Here is a 19,878-nt window from a genome sequence, read left to right as displayed (position 1 = left end):
ATTTAAACTGCCTCTTCTCCTTATAACACGTTTCTAAAAGGTAAATTATGACAGCATTACCCGTTATAGTAGGCATGGGTGGCATTAACGCCGCTGGCCGTACTTCTTTTCATCAAGGTTATCGCCGTATCGTGTTAGATAGTTTAAATGCTCAAGATCGCAGTGAAACATTTTTAGGCCTCGCCACACTGATGAATCTAGTAAGCGTTGTAAACGGCCAATTACAAGATACACAAGGTAATAATGTTGAGCAAAGCGACATAGAAGCACGCTTTGGTGAGCAAATTATTGCTGGTACACTTATTCGTAAAATTGAAAAAGAACACTTTGATGTCGATGCCACACCGTGGCAGCAAAAAATGACACTAACCGCATCAAGCGATAACGCAATTGTGTTTGAAACGCGTGCTCGCGACTTACCTGCACCTGTTCCAGCTAGCTGGCAAGTTAAAGAGCTTGAAGGCAAAAAAGTTAAAGTAACTATTGCAGCCGACTTAGACGTAAAGCACGACTCAACACGCGATAACCCAATTAAATCTGCTGGGCAATTTCCTACAGGGTTTGATCCGTCTGTTATGTATAACAGTCGCTATCAGCCACGTGGCCTACAAGCGACAATTTTTGCAGCTACCGATGCGATTAAATCAACAGGGCTTGATTGGCAGCATATTATGAATAGCGTAGAGCCAGATAAAATTGGTACCTATTCAGCATCGGTAATTGGCCAAATGGACGACAAAGGCCTAGGTGGTTTAGTAAAGGCGCGCCAACAAGGCGACCGTGTTAGCACTAAGCAGTTAGCACTGGGCTTAAATACAATGTCGACCGACTTTATTAATGCGTATGTTACAGGCAATGTAGGGACTACATTTTCGACCTCGGGCGCTTGTGCAACGTTTTTATATAATTTACGTGCAGCGGTTAATGACATACAAGCAGGGCGTACACGCGTTGCGGTTGTCGCAAGTGTTGAGTGCGCTATTACACCAGAAGTTGTAGAAGGCTTTGGTAACATGAGCGCACTTGCAAACGTTGAAGGTTTGCGCCGTTTAGATAACTTATCAAATGATGAAGAACCAGATTACCGTAATAGCAGCCGCCCATTTGGCGATAACTGTGGCTTTACATTAGGTGAAGGCGCGCAAGTTGCTATTTTAATGGATGATGCTTTAGCCCTTGAGTTGGGCGCTGATATTATGGGCAGCGTACCGGATGTGTTTGTAAATGCAGATGGCGTTAAAAAGTCGATTACATCACCTGGCCCTGGTAACTATATTACAATGGCAAAATCAGCCGCACTTGCTAGCAGCTTATTAGGTAAAGAAGCACTGCAAGAACGTAGCTTTATTTTAGCCCATGGTTCTAGTACACCGCAAAACCGTGTAACAGAGTCTTTGATTTATCACAAAGTAGCACAAACGTTTGCTATTGATAACTGGAAAGTAACAGCGCCAAAAGCGTATGTTGGCCATACTATTGCACCTGCAAGTGGTGACCAGTTAGCGATTGCGTTAGGCATATTTAGTCACAATATTATGCCGGGTATTACCACAATTGATAAAGTTGCTGATGATGTTTATAGCGACCATCTTGATATTCGTAATAGCCATCACGAGTGCGCTGATATGGATATTGCTTTTATAAATTCAAAAGGCTTTGGCGGAAACAATGCAACAGCGACTGTACTTTCACCAAAAGTAACAATGCAAATGCTTGCTAAGCGCCATGGCGATGATGTCATGACTAGTTACACACAGAAAAATAGTGTGGTTAGCGCTTCGCAGAAAACGTATCAAACGCAAGCAGATTTAGGCCAGTACGAGCTTATTTATCGCTTTGGCGACGGACTTATTGACGACAACGACATTGTAATAGACGAGCAAAGTATTCAGTTACCAGGCTTTGAAAAAGCAATTACGTTTAGCACAACAAACTCCTATCAAGATATGTTTTAAGCACACATACTTGTTAGCAAGGCGCTTTTTAAGCGCCTTTTTTAATGCCATAAATATATTTAGCTATTAAGTTTTGTCTGAGTGAAGCTCATTAAATGAACTGATTTTTGTATTTACACTTGCTTTTACGTCGATCGTTTGTTTCTATTATATAAACACTATCTAGGATGGATAAAATCGATGAAAAAACTCATATTAGCGCTTTCTTTAACTTCTGCTTTTACTCAACTCCCTGCGTTTGCTGACGACTTTGTCCCTGCAGAGGTGATTAATAAAAATTACGATCAACTTACTAATACCTCACCGCGTGCGTCTCGATTAGAAGGAATTAATTTAAGTAGTTATCTTGTTGATGAAAACGGCCAAGTGAGCGATATCGAAATTGTAGCTACAGCTGGTCAAAAAAAGTATCAAAGAGAAGCAATGGACTACGTGTCTAAGCTCAACTACAAAAGTGCAAAATTAAATGGCGAGACTATACCTGTAGCAAAAACTATTACTGTAAGTTCGCAAAATTTACATGTTGGATTTTCAAATGATAAAGCGTCTCGCGGCTTTTTTAATGATTATGAACAAGTTAGTAAATTAATTGATGAAAAGAAATACGATGAAGCTAAAAGCCGTATTGATGAATTAGAAAACGAACATACGAAAAATACGGTTGAGATTGTTTTGCTTGCATGGCTTAAAAGCCAGCACAGTTATTTTGTACAAGATTGGAAGAGCTTTGAACAGCACATCAACGAAGCGTTTTTATTTAGAGGTAACCTACCAGATCAAATTCAAAAGCGTGTGATAAAAAATGCATTACAATGGTTTATATCAAAACAAGATTATGTACGTGCCTATGACGCAATAGATGCGTTAGGCAATATTGAATCCATCACTTTTACACAGCAAAATAAGGAACAGTTATTAGCTCAAGTTAATAAAATTTATAAAAGTTCTGGTGATATAAAACAACAAATAGAGCTATCGCCTAAGCAGGCTGTATTACCTTTATTGTCAAAAAGTGAAGTAGCACTTGAAGCGCAAATGCCGCTAACTAAAGTTCAGTTACGATGCGAGAACAAAGTAGTAAATTACGATACAAGCACAATTGATAAAATTGTAATTTCACAAAACGATGTGCGTTGTGGGTTATTAATTAAAAGCGCTCAAGCACAAACAATTACACTTAAGCAAAGCGGTGAAAGCTTTTTATAAGTTTTACGTATTGGTTAATGATATAAAACCCCGCAAATATTATGCGGGGTTTGTGTTTTTACTTATATATATTTAGCAATTAAGCTATGTTTGTGGCTTCGCTTCCAAACAATGTATCGCTTAGCGAGTAGAGTTGTTAGGCCAATAACAACGGCTATAAATAAAAGTGTTGCTGTGTAACTCATGCCATAACCTTCAGGCAAACCAACGAGAGTATCTGCGTAGGTCATATCGCTAAAATTAAAGCCAAGGATAGGTATAAGTAACCAAGCAATAGCATGTAATAAATACAAATGCACAAGGTATGAAAACATACTTGTTTTACCCAGTACTTGTAAAAAGTTATGCGAAAAATCGGCTTTTAAACCACTTAATGCTTTTAAAGAAATAAGTCCAAGGCCAACTGTAAGTAATATAAACTGCAGCGAAAGCGGATACTTTGTTGGGTTTAGAAATGACATAACAGTGAGCAATGAGCTTGTATGTATAGCAAATTGTGATGTATCACCGTATATGTTAAATCCACGTAAAACGCCATAAAGCGCAAGGCAAGTAACCCCTAATAACAATGCGTGATTCATCACTTTTTTACTGTATTGTTGCGCTTTGTAATAAACACCAGCGCAATATGCCAATGCCATTAAGCCAACAATTGGGGCAACAGGGTAGGTTGTTCTAATTTGAAAATCAAAAGGGAGATCAAGTACATTTTTTTGATGTGCAATAGACCAAGCAGTATGTGCAAATGTATTAGGCTCAAAGCTTGTGCCATCAAATAAATTATGCCCAAACACGAGTAATAAGCCTGCTACAAAAATGGCATAAATGCCAAGGAAACGCAGCAGTCCTAAAATCACAAAGCCCCAGCCGATAGCCCAAATAACTTGTGCGTATAGCATTGGATATAATGGGTTAAAGCTCCAAGACCACGAAACAATAGTAAATTCAAACAAAATTAGGACTAAACCACGAATAATCAAGCTCTGTGAAAATGCTTTAGTGGATACATATTTATGCTCTGTTATAGCCGCAGATAGACCTGCTAAGAATACGAAGAGTGGTGCGCAAAAGTGAGAAACAAAACGCGTAAAAAAGGTGAGAGCATCAGTACCTGGAATCGTCATCGGATCGGTTACTGAGTAGTTTAGGCAATAGTACATGCCATGGTCTATAACCATAAATAAAATTATAATGCCTCGTAATATATCAATATGATGTAAGCGGTTATCGGTTGAAGGTAGCGACATAAGAGAGCTATATAGAGTGATTTAAAACTGTATTTATTATATGTTATATAGTATCAAATTAAAACCGTGTATTTATATTTTGCCAGTGATTATACACACGCAATGCGACCAATATTTGCTCGCATTACTTGTAATAATACAGCTAATTATCACTTAAACTTTTTTACATACCTTAGCGTTATAAAATTAATAATGGCAAGTAAAATGGCTATTTCGTAACGGCTGTAGGCTACGGCTATACCAATTAAGCCCATATTCCAAATACTTGCAGCGGTTGCTGTGCCGGAGGTTGATTTGTTATTTTTCAAAATAGCCCCACCGCCTATAAAACCAATTCCGGTAATAATACCCTGTAACATTTTAGATTGAGCTTCTGCGCCATCTAAAACCGACATAGCGATTAATGCATACCCACACGATGCAACAGCAACAAGAGGAAAGGTACGAAGGCCTGCACCATCATGGCTACGCTCTCTGTCGTAAGCCATAGGTAGCGCAAGTAGGTATGCAATACCTAAGTGTATTAAGTTATCGATGATTTCATTCCACTGTAAATCAATTTCCATTATTGAGCCTATGCGGGTTAATTTTGTTAATAATAAGCAAACAGCGGACCATTTCATAAATAACTAATAATCAATGACTTATTTTAGGAAGCTGAGTTTAATAAAAATTATTGAGGAAACTTTTACATGCCTTTATTACTATTTTACGCAATAGTTAATTTGATCTGAGTTTTAAAGCCCCGTATTCTTTTATCCAGACTAAAAGACACCTATGTGAATCTCTTGCCTTTAGATAAAACATTAAGCACACCCACTAACCTTGAAAAAACAGCCTTACTATTTTGCGTTGGGTTATCTGTTTTTGCTTTTTTATTTCCTGAATTACTCACAGAACACTTACAACCTACCATTAATAAAATTTTAGGTAGTAATACTTACATTTTTTTACAGAGTTACAATAAAAAACGTATACAATTTAGGTAATATTTTGTTTAGGATGAATGATGAAAACACTTATTGTACTTTTGTTTTTTTATTGCCTTTCTGGCTGTACAGTTGCGGGCGCTATTATTGATGGGCAAGCACAATCTCAGGCGCGTAATGATAAAAATAGTATTAGCCCGGCGCAGTCAACACCTTATAAAAACCCACTAGAGCCAGTACCTACAGATAAAAACGGATTTAACTTTACTGATATGGGATTAAAGATAGATTCGGCTCTTGTTAGCCTAGTTAAAGGGGAAAGCACTACTACGCAAGTATGTAGGCAGGTCACTAAAAGTCTAAAAGAGTGTGTAGAGGTAGAAAAGTCATCTCTACACACTAATGAGTCTAAGCAGTTAAAAACTGATGATGAAATAATAAGTGTTGGTCAATAAAGCTGCTTATAAAAAAGTAGCTATGATCGTAGCCTGCTTGCATTTCAAGTGTAAGCGGGTAGCCTTTTTTATCAGCAATAGCGACTAAGTTTTCTGGCTTAAGTTGCTCTTGTAAAAAGCCATCAGCATCACCTTGACTCACTAACATGGGTAAGTAATGAGCTTGCTCTGCGTTTTTCATCAACTCGCAGCTATCATATTGTGCCCAAAGCGCCTTATCATTTCCTAAATAGCCAGTAAATGCTTTTACACCCCAAGGGCATTCAATCGGATTTACAATAGGGCTAAAAGCCGAGGCACTTACAAACGCAGTCGGGTTTTTAAGTGCAACCATTAATGCACCGTGCCCGCCCATAGAGTGACCACTAATTGCTTTTGTGCTTGTTATCGGAAAATGTTGTTCAATAAGTGCTGGTAACTCACTAACAATATAATCGTACATATTAAAATGAGTGTTGTAAGGGGCTTGCGTGGCATTTACGTAAAAGCCTGCGCCTTGTGCAAAGTCGTAGCTGTCTTCATTAGGTACGTTTTCGCCGCGCGGGCTGGTGTCTGGCGCTACAATAGCAATACCTAGCTCGGCGGCTTTTTTAAATGCGCCTGCTTTTTGCATAAAGTTTTCGTCGGTACAGGTTAATCCCGATAACCAATAAAGTACCGGTACTTTATTTGCTTCACTTGCGCCAGGTGGTAAAAATACGGCAAAGCGCATAGTGCAATGTGTACTTTGCGAGCTGTGAGTATATTGCTTATGCCAACCGCCAGACACTTTTACACTTGAGATATTTTCTAACATACTTAATCCTTAAAAGCCGTAAACTTAAAAGTGTTACGGCTTATTATTAAACGTGCTTAGCTGCTATCAGTAATGAATGACTGTACGAATACTTTTGCCTTCGTGCATTAAGTCAAACGCTTCATTAATATCTTCAAGGCCCATTGTATGAGTAATAAAGTCGCTAAGAGCAAATTCACCCGCCATGTAACGCTCAACAATTTCAGGAAGTTGTGAACGGCCTTTAACGCCACCAAATGCGCTACCACGCCATACACGCCCAGTTACCAGTTGAAACGGACGGGTTGATATTTCTTGGCCTGCACCTGCCACACCAATAATTACCGACTCACCCCAGCCTTTGTGGCAACACTCAAGTGCTGATCGCATTACGTCAACATTACCAATACATTCAAACGAGTAGTCAACGCCGCCATCTGTCATTTCAACAATAACTTCTTGAATTGGCTTGTCGAAATCTTTTGGGTTAATTAAATCAGTAGCACCTAGTTTTGTAGCTAAATCGAATTTAGTGGTGTTTATATCAACACCAATAATACGACCAGCACCGGCCATTTTTGCGCCAATAATCGCAGACAAACCAATACCGCCTAAACCGAATATAGCAACAGTGTCGCCAGGTTTTACTTTAGCGGTGTTGGTAACTGCGCCCATACCTGTTGTTACACCACAGCCTAGTAAGCAAATCTCTTCTAGTGATGCTTCTTTATTTACTTTAGCGAGTGAAATTTCTGGCAATACAGTGTACTCAGAGAACGTTGATGTCCCCATATAGTGATAAATTGGTTGGCCATCTTTAAAAAAGCGTGTAGTGCCGTCTGGCATTAGGCCTTTACCTTGAGTTTCGCGAACGGCTGAGCACAGGTTAGTTTTACCTGAGGTACACATTTTACATACGCCACATTCTGCAGTGTATAAAGGAATAACATGGTCCCCAACTTCAACACTGGTTACGCCTTCGCCAACAGCATAAACAACACCAGCGCCTTCGTGACCTAAAATAGCAGGAAATATGCCTTCAGGATCTTGGCCCGATAATGTAAATGCATCGGTATGACACACACCTGTAGCGGTAATTTTTACCATTACTTCGCCTTTCTTAGGCATCATCACATCAACTTCTTCAACACTAAGTGGTTGATTAGGACCCCAAGCAATGGCAGCTTTTGATTTAATAAATTCAGACATGTGTTTTATTTCCTTTAACTGGCTATTAAAAAATAATTGTAGACCCAATTTGCTTGGGTGATGTGCTTATTGTATTTGTTTCTCAAATAATGATAATCTCAATTTTATTAAAACACTTTTACAGTATGGTAATAATGGCGCGTTGGAATGGAATAGATGAGTTTATAGCTGTTGGTGAAGAGGGCAGTTTTACTGCGGCTGCAAAAATGCTTGGGCTTTCGGTTGCGCATATTAGCCGCCATGTAACAGCGCTTGAGCAACGTTTAAATACACAACTATTAACCCGTACAACCCGTAAAGTGGTTTTAACCAAAGAAGGCGAAGTGTACTTACATCAAATAAAGCACTTACAACACGCTATGGACGAGGCAACTCAAGGCCTCGCTCAGCAACAAAGTACACCTAAAGGTAAAATAAAGCTCACAGCACCCGTTATGTACGGAGAGAGCTTTATTATGCCCATAGTGCATAATTTTATGAAGGATCATCCCGAGGTAGAAGTTGTTGCCACACTAAGTAACGAGCAAGAAAACTTATTAGAGCGCGGATTTGATTTAGCCATAAGGTTAGGGCATTTAAAAGATTCGAGCTTAAAAGCGCGTAGGTTAAGTGCGCGGCGCTTTATAATGTGCGCGGCACCACAGTATTTAACGCGATTTGGTGAGCCGCATACTTTAGGCGAGCTAAACAGCCATGAATGTTTAATTGGGAATAGTAGCTACTGGCGCGTAAATGAAAATGGGCGCGATAAACACATTAAAATAGCAGGGCGGCTACAGTGTAATAGTGGTTGGGCGCTGGTGGATGGCGCAAAAAAGGGGCTTGGTATTGTACAGCTCCCAGACTACTACATTGAAAACGAAATTAACTCAGGGCAATTGGTGCCTATTTTAACACCCTATCAACCACAGCAAGAAGGGGTATGGGGCGTATATCCACCAAGGCAGTTTGTGGCCACTAATGTACGGGTATTGCTCGATTATTTAGTTAAAGGGCTGAAAGCTTAACCGCGAATTAATGGTTAAGCATGTATTGCTGTAAATATAGCCAAGTATCAGATTTTTAAATTATTTCTTACATTTTACGCCATACCCAAAGGCACTTTTTTCGTGCTACTATTGCTCAATACTTTTACGATAAGTGTTAAAAATAATATGTTTCAACCGGTTAGCTTATTTATAGGGCTTAGATATAGTCGCTCATCTAAAGGAAATGCGTTTATATCGTTTATTTCGTTTTTTTCTATTGCCGGTATCGCTATTGGTTTAATGGCATTATTTACGGTAAGTAGTGTAATGAACGGGTTTGAAAATAGCCTAAAAACCAATATGCTTGGACTTATTCCGCATGTTGAAGTTAGCGCAGGTAAACACACTGCCACCCAAATGGGCACCCTTAAAACCGACCTCGAACAATCTCCTTATGTTGATCATGTAAGCTTATATCGCCACGGCGAAGCTATTTTGCAAACGAATAAAGACTTGCACGGCGTTTTACTACAAGGCCTTTATAACGACAGCGGTTCTTTGTATAAAATTACCGATAAAATAGTGCAAGGCGATTGGAAAACTGTATTAAACAAAAATTACAACATTGCTATAAGCCGTTATTTGAGTCGTAAATTAGGAGTTAGCGTGGGTGATAAGCTTCGCGTTATTATGCCTAATGCTTCAACCTATACACCTCTTGGGCGAGTACCCAGCCAGCGTTTATTTAAAGTTGCCGCAATATACGAAACCGGATCTGAGATAGATATGGCACTTGCGTTTACAAGTGGCGCTTCACTACAACGGGTATTAAAGCTGGATAAAAACACTGCCCCAAATTTAAGTGTTTCATTGCACGAACCTTTCGAACTAGATGAGTTTATTGAAGCAAGCCAACGTATTTTACAAGATCACAATTACAGTGATTGGCGCAGTACCCAAGGTATTCTATTTGCAGCCGTTGCTATGGAAAAGCGCATTATGTCTATGTTGCTTGCCCTCATTGTATTGGTGGCTGTATTTAATATTGTATCGGCATTAACTATGATGGTAAGCGAAAAACAAGGTGAAGTAGCCATACTACAAACGTTAGGTTTAACACCTTCGCAAGTGCAAAAAGTGTTTATGGTGCAAGGCTTATATAACGGCGTAATTGGTACCGCAATAGGCGCATTTTTAGGTGTAATATTTAGTTTATATATAAATGAGCTACTTGCATTAGTGGGCTTAAACTTATTGGCGGGTATAGAGCTTCCGGTAAAATTTGATATTTTGAGTTTAGTAATAATAGCGTTTGCCAGTATTGCTATGAGCTTTTTAGCTACCTTATATCCTGCGCGTAAAGCCGCAAAAGTAAAACCAGCAGAGGTATTACGTTATGAATGATTTAGTAATTAGTTGTGAAAATTTAAGTAAGGTTTATCAAGATGGCAGCAACCAAGTTGAAGTATTAAAAGGTGTTGATTTAGCGCTGCAGCAAGGTGAAATGCTCGCTATTGTAGGGAGTTCTGGCTCTGGTAAAAGTACGCTTTTACACATACTTGGCACATTAGATACCGCAAGCTCAGGTAGCGCTAAAATTAAAAACCAAGAAGTTGCAAAACTTTCGCGAACAGAGCAAGCCGCATTTAGAAACCAAAATTTGGGCTTTATCTATCAATTTCATCACTTATTAATGGAGTTTAGCGCAGTTGAAAACGTGGCTATGCCATTATTAATTAAAGGCTTGAGTGCAAAAGAAGCCAAAGCTCAAGCGCTCGATATGCTCGAAAAAGTAGGCCTTGCACATCGCAGCTCGCATAAACCGTCTGCGCTTTCTGGTGGAGAGCGCCAACGCGTGGCTATTGCCCGCGCACTGGTTACTAAACCTGCGCTTGTGCTTGCTGATGAACCAACCGGTAATTTAGATAAACAAAATGCGATTAAAATTTACGATTTAATAAATGAGCTTAACCAAAGCTTAAACACCAGTTTTGTGGTAGTTACACACGATTTAGAACTTGCCGATAAGCTAGGCAAAATAGCTTATTTAGACGATGGAAAACTAGCTATTAAAGAGTCGCAGCATGTTGCTTAGTGCATTTTTAAGTAAACGTTTTAGAGCCTATTCAGGCCACAAAGATGAAAAAAACGGCTTTGTTAGTTTTATCGCTAAAGCGTCGACTATTGGTATTTTATTAGGTGTCGCGGTTTTAATTGTGGCGCTGTCGGTAATTAATGGTTTTGAGCAACAACTAGTACATAGATTGCTAAGCGTTGTGCCGCAGGTGGAATATGTAGCACCAAGTAGACCCATTGCAAATTGGCCGCAAAAAGTTGAGGATTTACAAACACAACCGCATGTAACAGGGGCTGCGCCATTTATTGCAGTGAATGGGATGGCGCAATATAAAAGCCAGCTAAAAGCGATAGAAATTCGAGGTGTTGAGCCATCGCTCGAGAGTAATGTATCGGCGGTAAACCAGTTTACCAGTGGTAAATTGGTCAGCCAGTTAGGCTTTGACGATGTAATTTTAGGTAAGCAAATAGTAAAACAGTTAGATGCAAAAGTAGGCGACAACATTACGTTACTTATTCCGCAAATAGGCCAAAAAGGTCAGTCATTATTAGCGCCTAAACGCGTAACACTTAACCTTGCAGGTGTTATAGAAATGGGAGGCCCCATTGATAGTACCGCTGCGTTTATACATCTTAATAAAGCGCAGCAAACATTGGGTTACGATGAAACTCAAGTAACAGGGCTGCGGTTAAGTGTTGATGATGTGTTTTCGGCGCACCAAATAGCGCTAAAGGTGGGCCAAACTATTGACGACTACGTGTATGTTTCCAGTTGGTTTAGAACCCAAGGCAGCCTTTATCAAGATATTCAAATGGTACGTACTATTGTTTATATTGTGGTGTTTTTAATTATAGCGGTAGCCAGTTTTAATATTGTATCGTCCTTAGTGATGGAAGTACGCGAAAAACAAGGCAATATCGCGATTTTAAAAACCATGGGCGCGAAAGACAGTACTATTTTAGCCACCTTTGTAATGCAAGGCTTAATGCAAGCATTTGTAGGCGTGGCACTAGGAACACTAATTGGTGTGGTATTAGCGCTTAATATAAGTGAGCTTTTTACGTGGATAAGCCAACTATTTGGAGCCAATCCACTTGAGGGCGTTTATTTTATAGAGTTTTTACCAAGTAAATTAGTACTCGAAGACATTGGTATTACAGTGATTGTTACGTTTGTGCTTGCGATACTTGCCACTATTTATCCTGCATGGCAAGCAACGCGCGTAGATCCTGCCAAGGTGCTTGGTAACTAGGTATAAGAAGCTCAGATAAAAATTAATAGGGTGGTATTAGTAAACCTGTTAAACTAGGCGCTTATTTAAAATTAAGCAATAACTGCTTGGTTGCTATACCTCACTTTGGGATTTACTTTGACTAATAACGATATTTTACGCCGCATTCGCTACACTTTTAACTTAACTGATACTGCTATGGTCAATGTTTTTGCATCAGCAGAGCATACGGTCACCAAAGAGCAAGTAATTGCATGGTTAACTAAAGAAGGTGAAGAGGCTTTTACCCCAATAAGTGATACTGAGTTTGCTAGCTTTTTAAATGGGTTTATTAATACCCAACGTGGCAAACGCGAAGGTGAGCAACCAGAGCCTGAGAAAAAGCTAAACAACAATATTATCTTTATGAAGCTACGTATTGCTTTAAATATGAAAGCAGAAGATGTCATAGCAACACTTGCACTTGTTGATTTTGACTTAAGTAAACATGAGTTAAGTGCATTTTCTCGAAAAGTAGATAACAAACATTACCGTGTTTGTAACGATCAAATATTACGCTTGTTTTTAACCGGTGTACAAAAGCAGCATCGTCCAGAAGAGTCTGCTGAGTAATTGATTTTAGCTAATTAGTTTTTAACTAATTAGCTTTTAGTTAATGGGCTTGTGTATGCGCAATGCTACATAAAGCCTATTATCAATGGTAAACCCCAACACTTAATAATTAAATACATTTATAACAACACCAAGTTACTTATTGGTTTACTTGCGTGTAAAAATTATAATGCCCCCGTATAAATAGTTCATAGATTTACGCTAATTTTGGCAAAATGAAGATAATAATTGCATTCGTAAGCTATAACGCTGTAAAGCTCGGCCATAACAGCGTAGGATCAGCTTACTTTCGAATGAAAATTAGGTTTGCACTTTAGGTGCATTAACATATAAAAAATTATGCAACTAACTGCAAAACCATCACTTCCTAATGCGTTACTTATTTCTATTAGCACACCACAATTTAAAGGTGACGAAGCAACAGAGTCGCTTGCAGAGCTTGCGCGTTTGGTGACTACGTTAGGATTTAAAGTAGTAGGTACGCAATCGCAAAAGCAAAGCTCAACTCAAAAAGTTAATGTACTGGGCTCAGGTAAACTAGCTGAAATAGCTCACCTTACCGGCAATAAAGGGATGGTTGAAGACGAGCAAGAAGATAATTTACTTGATGAAGACCCTTTAACCGAAATATCCTCAGAAATCCCATCAAACGATTTAGATTTTGCATGTGCCGATGTAGTGGTATTTGACTGCGATTTAACGCCCTCTCAACTGCGTAATGTTGAGAACCAATTAGGTGTAGAAGTATTTGATCGCACTGGTATTATCATTGAAATATTTAGCCGTCATGCGCGTACTAAAACAGCAAAATTACAAGTTGAAATTGCTCGCCTTAATTATGTCGCGCCACGACTGCGTGAAACATCAACAGGCGATAAAGAACGCCAAATGGGTAAAGGTGCGGGTGAAACCACACTTGAGCTTAATCGCCGTAAGGTGCGCGATCAGTTAGCAGAATTAAAGCGCGAACTTGTTAGTGTTCAAGATGTAATGATGGACAGACGTACGCAGCGCTCTGAGCTATTCTCAGTTGCCTTAATTGGTTACACCAATGCGGGTAAATCGTCAATGATGCGCGCAATTACAGGTAGCGATGTAGAAGGCGAAAACAAACTTTTTGCAACGCTAGATACCACTGTTCGCGCGCTGTATCCGATTACCCAGCCTCGTATATTGGTTTCAGATACAGTTGGTTTTATTAAAAAATTACCTCATGATTTGGTTGCTTCATTTCATTCAACGCTCGCTGAGGCACATGATGCATCGTTACTGTTATATGTTGTAGATGCTTCAGATCCTTCTTTTCGTTCACAACTTGAAGTAGTACATAAAGTACTGGCAGAAGTTGGGGTAGAAGGTAGCAAAAAATTATTAGTACTGAATAAGTCAGACCAATTAAGTACTGAACAGCAGCAGTCTCTAATGGATGAGTTTCCTGATGCGATGATGACCTCTACGCGTAATCCAGATGATATTAGTAAATTGCACAAATACATTATTGGCATTGCTCAAGAGGACATGATTGAAGAAGAGATTGTTATACCGTACACAGCCAAAGGTATCGTGGGCGAAATTCGATCGAGTATGAGTGTTGTTAAAGAAGAATATGAATACAGCCATATTAAATTAACAGTGCGCTCGAGTGCGATTGATTTAGAACGTTTAAAAAAGAGAATGTTGAATTTATAATAAATTCAGTACAATTCAGTTCATAAAAAGCAAAGCCAATTGGCTGTGCTTTTTAGTATTAGTCCTAACATACGTAAATTTAACGCTGCTAGCTCTGAACATAGCTCTGAGATAAATTCCCTAGCCAGAGCCTCAGTTACTTAAAGACGAAACTAGGAAAAAGGATTTTCGCTTAGCTCTTCTTGCATTTGCTCACGCATTTTAAATTTTTGCAGTTTACCTGTTACTGTCATTGGGTAGTTTTCTACAAAACGGATATGTCGTGGCATTTTAAAGTAGGCTAGTTTGTCTTTTAAAAAGTCACGAATTGCTTGCTCATCAAGTACAGCATCTTCTTTTGGTTGGATCCAAGCGCACACTTCCTCGCCATACTTTTCATCGGTTATACCAAATATGGCAGCATCTTGAATGCCCGGGTAGGTGTAAAGTACTTCCTCTATTTCTCGAGGGTAAATGTTTTCGCCTCCGCGAATAATCATATCTTTTATACGCCCAACAATCGTGACAAACCCTTCTGTATCCATGACACCTAAATCGCCAGAGTGCAGCCAACCTTCGTCATCTATTGTGGCTTTTGTTTTAGCTTCGTCATTCCAATAGCAGCGCATTATGCCTGCACCTTTACTACACACTTCGCCAGGTTGACCAATTTTTTGAATGTTACCCAGCTCGTCAATTATTTTAACCTCGGTATGGGCAAGGGCGCGGCCAACTGTCGTTACTTGCCGCTCTATAGAAGAGTCTGTTTCGGTAATGTTGTTTATGGGGCTGCACTCCGTTTGCCCGTAAGCAATCAGTACTTGATGCATATTCATTTGTGTTTGTACTTTGCGCATTACTTGCTCTGGGCATGTAGAGCCTGCCATTACACCCGTGCGTAAAGTACTTAAGTCATAATCGTTAAAATTACTTAGCTCAAGCTCACTAATAAACATAGTAGGTACACCGTGCAGCGCTGTACATCCTTCTTGTTGAACTACATCTAGTGTGGTTTTTGCATCGAATGAATCGCCTGGGTAAATGGCTGCTGCACCTTTACTAACACACAATAAGCTACCCAATACCATTGCAAAGCAATGATATAACGGGATAGGGATACATAACTTGTCATCGCTCGTAAAGTGCATAGATTCGGCGACGAATAGCGCATTATTTAAAATATTTTTATGGGTGAGCGTTGCGCCTTTTGGGTTGCCTGTTGTGCCTGATGTAAATTGTATATTGATGTCTTGCTCAGCATTTAAGTTTTCACCTATTGCTTTTAATTCCAGCTCATGAGCAGCTGTTGGCAAGTTAACAACATCTTTAAAAGAGTGCATACCAGGTGATGCTTCATCGCCAATGCGGATTATATTCTTAAGAGTGGGTAGTGCTTTTAAATTAAGTGTGTACTTATCGCAAGTTGCAAGTTCTGGCGCTAAACCATTAAGCATTTCTAAGTAATCACTGCCTTTAAAATTTGATGCTGTGATCAGAGTAGAGCATTCAACACTATTTAAAGCATATTGTAATTCGTTAGGACGATATGCCGGGTTGATGCACACCATTATTGCGCCAATTTTTGCCGTTGCAAATTGGGTTAAGCACCACTCAATATTATTAGGAGACCAAATACCAACGCGCTCACCTGGTTTTACGCCAAGTGCCAGTAACCCCATAGCAAGCTGATTAACTTCTTTTTGAAATTCTTTATACGTTAATCTAATACCTTGATGATGAACTACAACAGCTAACGCCTCTGGGTTTTTGTCGACAATAAAGTCAAAGTACTCGCCTATAGTTGAATTTGTTAAAGGTGTGCTTTGTATACCTTTAAAGTAGCTTTGAGATAACGGCAAGTGATTTATTTGTTCTACTTCTTTTACCACAATAGTGTGTGTGTGCATTGCTCTCTCCATGAAAATGTGTGTGAGTTATTAAACTACAAAGTTAAAATAAACACATATTGTCGACAAAGAGAAGTGCGGTTAGACTAATGTATTATTCGATTAATAAAAGCTAATACTACTTTTTAGACATAAAAAAACGCGTCTTACACTGTAAGTACGCGTTTTTAAAAGAGTAATGAGTTTACATTTCGTCGCTGCGGTATGTTTTTTTCATGATGTAAACGTAAGCGTTTACAAAAGCATTTTCTTGGTACTTTTTAAGGCCTGTTTCTTCAAAGTCAATAGGGATGGGGTTGCGTTTTAACTGCTCTTTAACTTCAGTTGTAGTAAATAAACGTACATCTAAGTTGTCGATTAATTGAATTGCAGTTTCCATTTTAAAGCCTTTTGCACTGCCAGCAAACTTACCTTTAGGCTGACGCTCACGAATTGCAACAGAATCAATTTGGTAATCTTGCATTAGTTTTGCAAAATCGAATTGAAATTTACGCATTACTTCAGTGTCGTTACCGTTACCTAAGGTAAAGCGTGTTTGGCGCACATCGCGAATATCAAATACGTCATTATCTTTACTTAAAATACAAAGTAGTACATCACTACCGGTAATTTCTACACCACATGTTCTCATGTCTATTCTCTAAAATAACTTAATTACGCAGTATTATACGCAACGCACATTAAAATGCGAGTGTGGGTATAGTTGTAGGCGCGTAATTAATGCATTGATGCTTTTATATTTTAATAAAATGATTTTTTTGCTTTAAAAGCTACATTTTGTGGATAAAACGGGTGGATTTCACCCCTTTAAACTTGTAATTAAATGCGCGGCACGCGACAATATATCTTTGTAGTTGAATAGACTCCTCATCTACATATATTAGTCAATGCTTATTCGTAAAAGCGTTGTCGAGTCATTCTCATTTAATTTATTAAAAATACACGTGATACATTGTAGGTGTCACCACTGTAGCAAGGATTTATAATGCCAGTTATTACTCTTCCAGACGGAAGTCAACGTAGTTTTGAAAACCCTGTAAGCACGCTTGATGTTGCAAACGACATTGGTCCTGGTTTAGCTAAAGCGACCATTGCGGGCCGTGTAAATGGCGACCGTGTTGATGCATGTGATAAAATTTTTGAAGACTCTCGTCTTGAGATCATTACCGCTAAAGACGATGACGGCCTTGAAATCATTCGTCACTCTTGTGCTCACTTAATTGGTCATGCAGTTAAGCAACTTTTCCCAGACGCAAAAATGGCAATTGGTCCTACCATTGATAACGGTTTTTACTACGATATCGATATGGAACATTCATTATCACAAGATGATCTTGAAGCAATTGAAAAGCGTATGCTGCAACTTGCAAAAACCAACTACGACGTAGTGAAAAAAACAGTAAGCTGGCAAGAAGCACGCGATACATTTGAAGCGCGTGGCGAAACATACAAAATAGAAATTTTGGACGAAAACATCGCTAAAGATGACCGTCCAGGGTTATATCATCACGAAGAATATGTAGACATGTGTCGTGGACCTCACGTTCCTAACATGAAATTTTGCCAAAACTTCAAAATAATGAAAGTGGCGGGTGCATATTGGCGTGGTGATTCAGAAAATAAAATGCTACAACGCATTTACGGCACAGCGTGGGGCGATAAAAAGCAACTTAAAGCGTATTTAAAACGCCTTGAAGAAGCTGAAAAACGCGATCACCGTCGTATTGGTAAAGCGCTTGATTTATGGCATTGGCAAGAAGAAGCGCCAGGCATGGTATTTTGGCACAACGATGGTTGGAGCATTTACCGCGAGCTTGAAGAGTTTGTACGTGAAAAATTACGCGAATATGAGTACGAAGAAGTAAAAGGTCCAATGATGATGGACCGTTCACTTTGGGAAAAATCAGGTCACTGGGAAAAATATTCAGAAGCAATGTTTACCACTGAGTCTGAAAAACGTGAATACGCAATTAAACCAATGAACTGTCCTGGTCACGTGCAAATCTTTAACCAAGGTTTAAAATCGTACCGTGATTTACCACTTCGTATGGCTGAATTTGGTTGTTGTCATCGTAATGAACCATCAGGTGCACTACACGGTTTAATGCGTGTACGTGGCTTTACACAAGATGATGCTCACATTTTCTGTACTGAAGAGCAGATAATGGACGAAGTATCAGCGTGTATTAAGATGGTTTATGATACATATGAAACATTCGGATTTGAGAAGATTGTCGTTAAGCTATCTACTCGCCCAGAACAACGCATTGGTGAAGACCATATGTGGGATAAAGCAGAGCTTGCTTTAGCTGATGCACTTAAGCTAAACGATATTGAATTTGATTATCTTCCGGGCGAAGGCGCGTTTTACGGTCCGAAGATTGAATTTACTTTGTACGATTGTTTAGACAGAGCGTGGCAGTGTGGTACAGTGCAATTAGATTTTGCTTTACCGGGTCGTTTAGGTGCTACTTATGTAGCAGAAAATAACGAACGTCGTACCCCTGTAATGATACATCGTGCTATTTTAGGTTCTATTGAACGCTTTATTGGCATTTTAACTGAAGAGTACGCTGGATTATTCCCTACGTGGCTTGCACCAAAGCAAGTGGTAATTATGAATATTACCGATAAACAGGCTCCTTATGTTAAAGAAGTTGTACAAAAATTAAATAAACTTGGAATTAGAGCCGCTGCTGACTTGAGAAATGAGAAGATTGGCTTTAAAATCCGTGAGCATACACTGAAGCGTATTCCATATTTACTTGTTGTTGGCGATAAAGAAGTTGAACAGCAAGAAGTAGCAGTGCGTACTCGCACAGGTGAAGACCTTGGCAAATTTAATGTTGATGATTTTGTAGCTAAAATTAGCGAAGAAATTAAAAATCGACAGTAAAAACCGAGCGTGTAGGGCATTAACAAACAGCCAATTACACGCTTATATTATTGATATTCTTGGAGGAACGTACTATTAGAGGCGGCAAGAAAGGGCAACAAACAGCTCAAAAAAATCGTATTAACGAAGAAATTACAGCGCAAGAAGTTCGTTTAATTGACATTGAAGGCGAACAAGCTGGAATTCAGTCATTACAAGACGCGCAAACTATGGCCGATGCAGCGGGTGTTGATCTTGTTGAGATCAGTCCAAACGCTGAGCCGCCTGTTTGTAGAATCATGGATTACGGTAAGTTCATCTTTGAAAAAAGCAAAGAACTAAAAGAGCAGAAGAAGAAGCAAAAGCAAATCCAGATAAAAGAAATCAAATTCCGTCCAGGTACGGATGAAGGTGATTATCAGGTTAAGCTTCGCAACTTACGTAAGTTCTTAGAAGCTGGCGATAAAGCTAAGATTACTATCCGCTTCCGTGGTCGTGAAATGGCTCACCAAGAAATTGGTATAGAATTATTAAACCGTATCAAAACCGATTTAGAAGAGCTTGCTGTAGTTGAGTCTTTCCCAAATCGTGTTGAAGGCCGCCAAATGGTTATGATGATGGCGCCTGTTGCTAAAAAATAATTTTTAAGCGATAATACGCACCGAAATTAGCTCAGGTCTGCAAGCAATATGCGAATATTCACCTGAGTTAACCGGTTTTAAAGTAAGATTGCGGCATTTATGTTGGGTCTTCACCGGAACATG

At 39.2% G+C, this 19,878-nt stretch carries 17 protein-coding genes; 11 read left to right on the top strand and 6 right to left on the bottom strand.

All coding sequences use genetic code 11. The annotated features are described in order from the left end of the window. Positions 1–47 precede the first annotated feature (47 nt). On the top strand, positions 48–1,955 hold the full coding sequence (locus D172_RS09665; protein ID WP_007375339.1) for a beta-ketoacyl synthase: 1,908 nt from the start codon (positions 48–50) through the stop codon (positions 1,953–1,955). A gap of 180 nt (positions 1,956–2,135) precedes the next feature. Beyond that, entirely contained in the window at positions 2,136–3,161 is a 1,026-nt protein-coding gene (locus D172_RS09660; RefSeq protein WP_007375338.1) for an energy transducer TonB, read from the top strand. A 62-nt stretch (positions 3,162–3,223) separates the two neighbouring features. Here the strand turns inward: D172_RS09660 and D172_RS09655 are convergent, their stop codons facing one another. Together D172_RS09655 and D172_RS09650 are read right to left on the bottom strand one after the other, a co-directional pair. Next, complete coding sequence (locus tag D172_RS09655) at positions 3,224–4,408, bottom strand: DUF1624 domain-containing protein (protein WP_007375337.1); 1,185 nt, start codon at positions 4,406–4,408, stop codon at positions 3,224–3,226. A 149-nt stretch (positions 4,409–4,557) separates the two neighbouring features. Next, the gene (locus tag D172_RS09650) at positions 4,558–4,974 is read right to left on the bottom strand and encodes an MgtC/SapB family protein (RefSeq protein WP_002960738.1); all 417 of its coding nucleotides are present in this window, start codon (positions 4,972–4,974) and stop codon (positions 4,558–4,560) included. A gap of 443 nt (positions 4,975–5,417) precedes the next feature. On the opposite strand from D172_RS09650, the gene D172_RS09640 reads away from it, so the two are divergent. After that, positions 5,418–5,792 (top strand): hypothetical protein, encoded by a 375-nt coding sequence (locus D172_RS09640; protein WP_007375335.1) that lies wholly within the window; start codon positions 5,418–5,420, stop codon positions 5,790–5,792. Here the strand turns inward: D172_RS09640 and fghA are convergent. Together fghA and D172_RS09630 are read right to left on the bottom strand one after the other, a co-directional pair. Next, a complete protein-coding gene (gene fghA / locus D172_RS09635) occupies positions 5,746–6,588 on the bottom strand; it encodes an S-formylglutathione hydrolase (RefSeq protein WP_007375334.1) in 843 nt (280 codons plus the stop codon). The genes D172_RS09640 and fghA overlap by 47 nt on opposite strands. Before the next feature lie 66 nt (positions 6,589–6,654). After that, positions 6,655–7,776: an S-(hydroxymethyl)glutathione dehydrogenase/class III alcohol dehydrogenase gene (locus tag D172_RS09630; protein ID WP_007375333.1), complete on the bottom strand. Its 1,122-nt coding sequence runs from the start codon at positions 7,774–7,776 to the stop codon at positions 6,655–6,657. A 134-nt stretch (positions 7,777–7,910) separates the two neighbouring features. Here D172_RS09630 and D172_RS09625 point away from each other — a divergent pair, with 134 nt between their 5' ends. From D172_RS09625 to hflX, 6 genes are all read left to right on the top strand, one after another. Continuing rightward, positions 7,911–8,783, top strand: a complete 873-nt coding sequence (locus D172_RS09625) for a LysR family transcriptional regulator (protein ID WP_007375332.1) — start codon at positions 7,911–7,913, stop codon at positions 8,781–8,783. Between the two features lie 147 nt (positions 8,784–8,930). Continuing rightward, entirely contained in the window at positions 8,931–10,148 is a 1,218-nt protein-coding gene (locus tag D172_RS09620) for a lipoprotein-releasing ABC transporter permease subunit (protein WP_007375331.1), read from the top strand. Further along, positions 10,141–10,839: a lipoprotein-releasing ABC transporter ATP-binding protein LolD gene (gene lolD / locus D172_RS09615; RefSeq protein ID WP_007375330.1), complete on the top strand. Its 699-nt coding sequence runs from the start codon at positions 10,141–10,143 to the stop codon at positions 10,837–10,839. The genes D172_RS09620 and lolD overlap by 8 nt, the downstream gene beginning before the upstream one ends. After that, positions 10,829–12,073, top strand: a complete 1,245-nt coding sequence (locus D172_RS09610) for a lipoprotein-releasing ABC transporter permease subunit (protein ID WP_007375329.1) — start codon at positions 10,829–10,831, stop codon at positions 12,071–12,073. The genes lolD and D172_RS09610 overlap by 11 nt, the downstream gene beginning before the upstream one ends. 117 nt (positions 12,074–12,190) lie before the next feature. Beyond that, positions 12,191–12,664, top strand: coding sequence for a DUF1456 family protein (locus tag D172_RS09605; RefSeq protein ID WP_002960721.1), 474 nt, complete (start codon positions 12,191–12,193; stop codon positions 12,662–12,664). A gap of 339 nt (positions 12,665–13,003) precedes the next feature. Further along, the gene (gene hflX / locus D172_RS09600) at positions 13,004–14,353 is read left to right on the top strand and encodes a GTPase HflX (protein WP_007375328.1); all 1,350 of its coding nucleotides are present in this window, start codon (positions 13,004–13,006) and stop codon (positions 14,351–14,353) included. 152 nt (positions 14,354–14,505) lie between these two features. On the opposite strand, the gene D172_RS09595 is transcribed toward hflX, so the two are convergent. Next, positions 14,506–16,239, bottom strand: a complete 1,734-nt coding sequence (locus D172_RS09595) for an AMP-binding protein (protein ID WP_007375327.1) — start codon at positions 16,237–16,239, stop codon at positions 14,506–14,508. Between the two features lie 184 nt (positions 16,240–16,423). Then, positions 16,424–16,870: a DUF3010 family protein gene (locus D172_RS09590; protein WP_002960715.1), complete on the bottom strand. Its 447-nt coding sequence runs from the start codon at positions 16,868–16,870 to the stop codon at positions 16,424–16,426. 354 nt (positions 16,871–17,224) lie between these two features. Here D172_RS09590 and thrS point away from each other — a divergent pair, with 354 nt between their 5' ends. Both thrS and infC read left to right on the top strand, forming a co-directional pair. Continuing rightward, on the top strand, positions 17,225–19,135 hold the full coding sequence (thrS, locus tag D172_RS09585; protein ID WP_007375326.1) for a threonine--tRNA ligase: 1,911 nt from the start codon (positions 17,225–17,227) through the stop codon (positions 19,133–19,135). A 59-nt stretch (positions 19,136–19,194) separates the two neighbouring features. Beyond that, the gene (gene infC / locus D172_RS09580) at positions 19,195–19,755 is read left to right on the top strand and encodes a translation initiation factor IF-3 (RefSeq protein WP_007375325.1); all 561 of its coding nucleotides are present in this window, start codon (positions 19,195–19,197) and stop codon (positions 19,753–19,755) included. The last annotated feature ends 123 nt before the right edge of the window (positions 19,756–19,878 follow it).

This window comes from Pseudoalteromonas sp. Bsw20308 (assembly GCF_000310105.2).
Classification (GTDB): Bacteria; Pseudomonadota; Gammaproteobacteria; order Enterobacterales; family Alteromonadaceae; genus Pseudoalteromonas; species Pseudoalteromonas fuliginea.
This window is presented reverse-complemented; position numbering and strand designations above follow the sequence as displayed.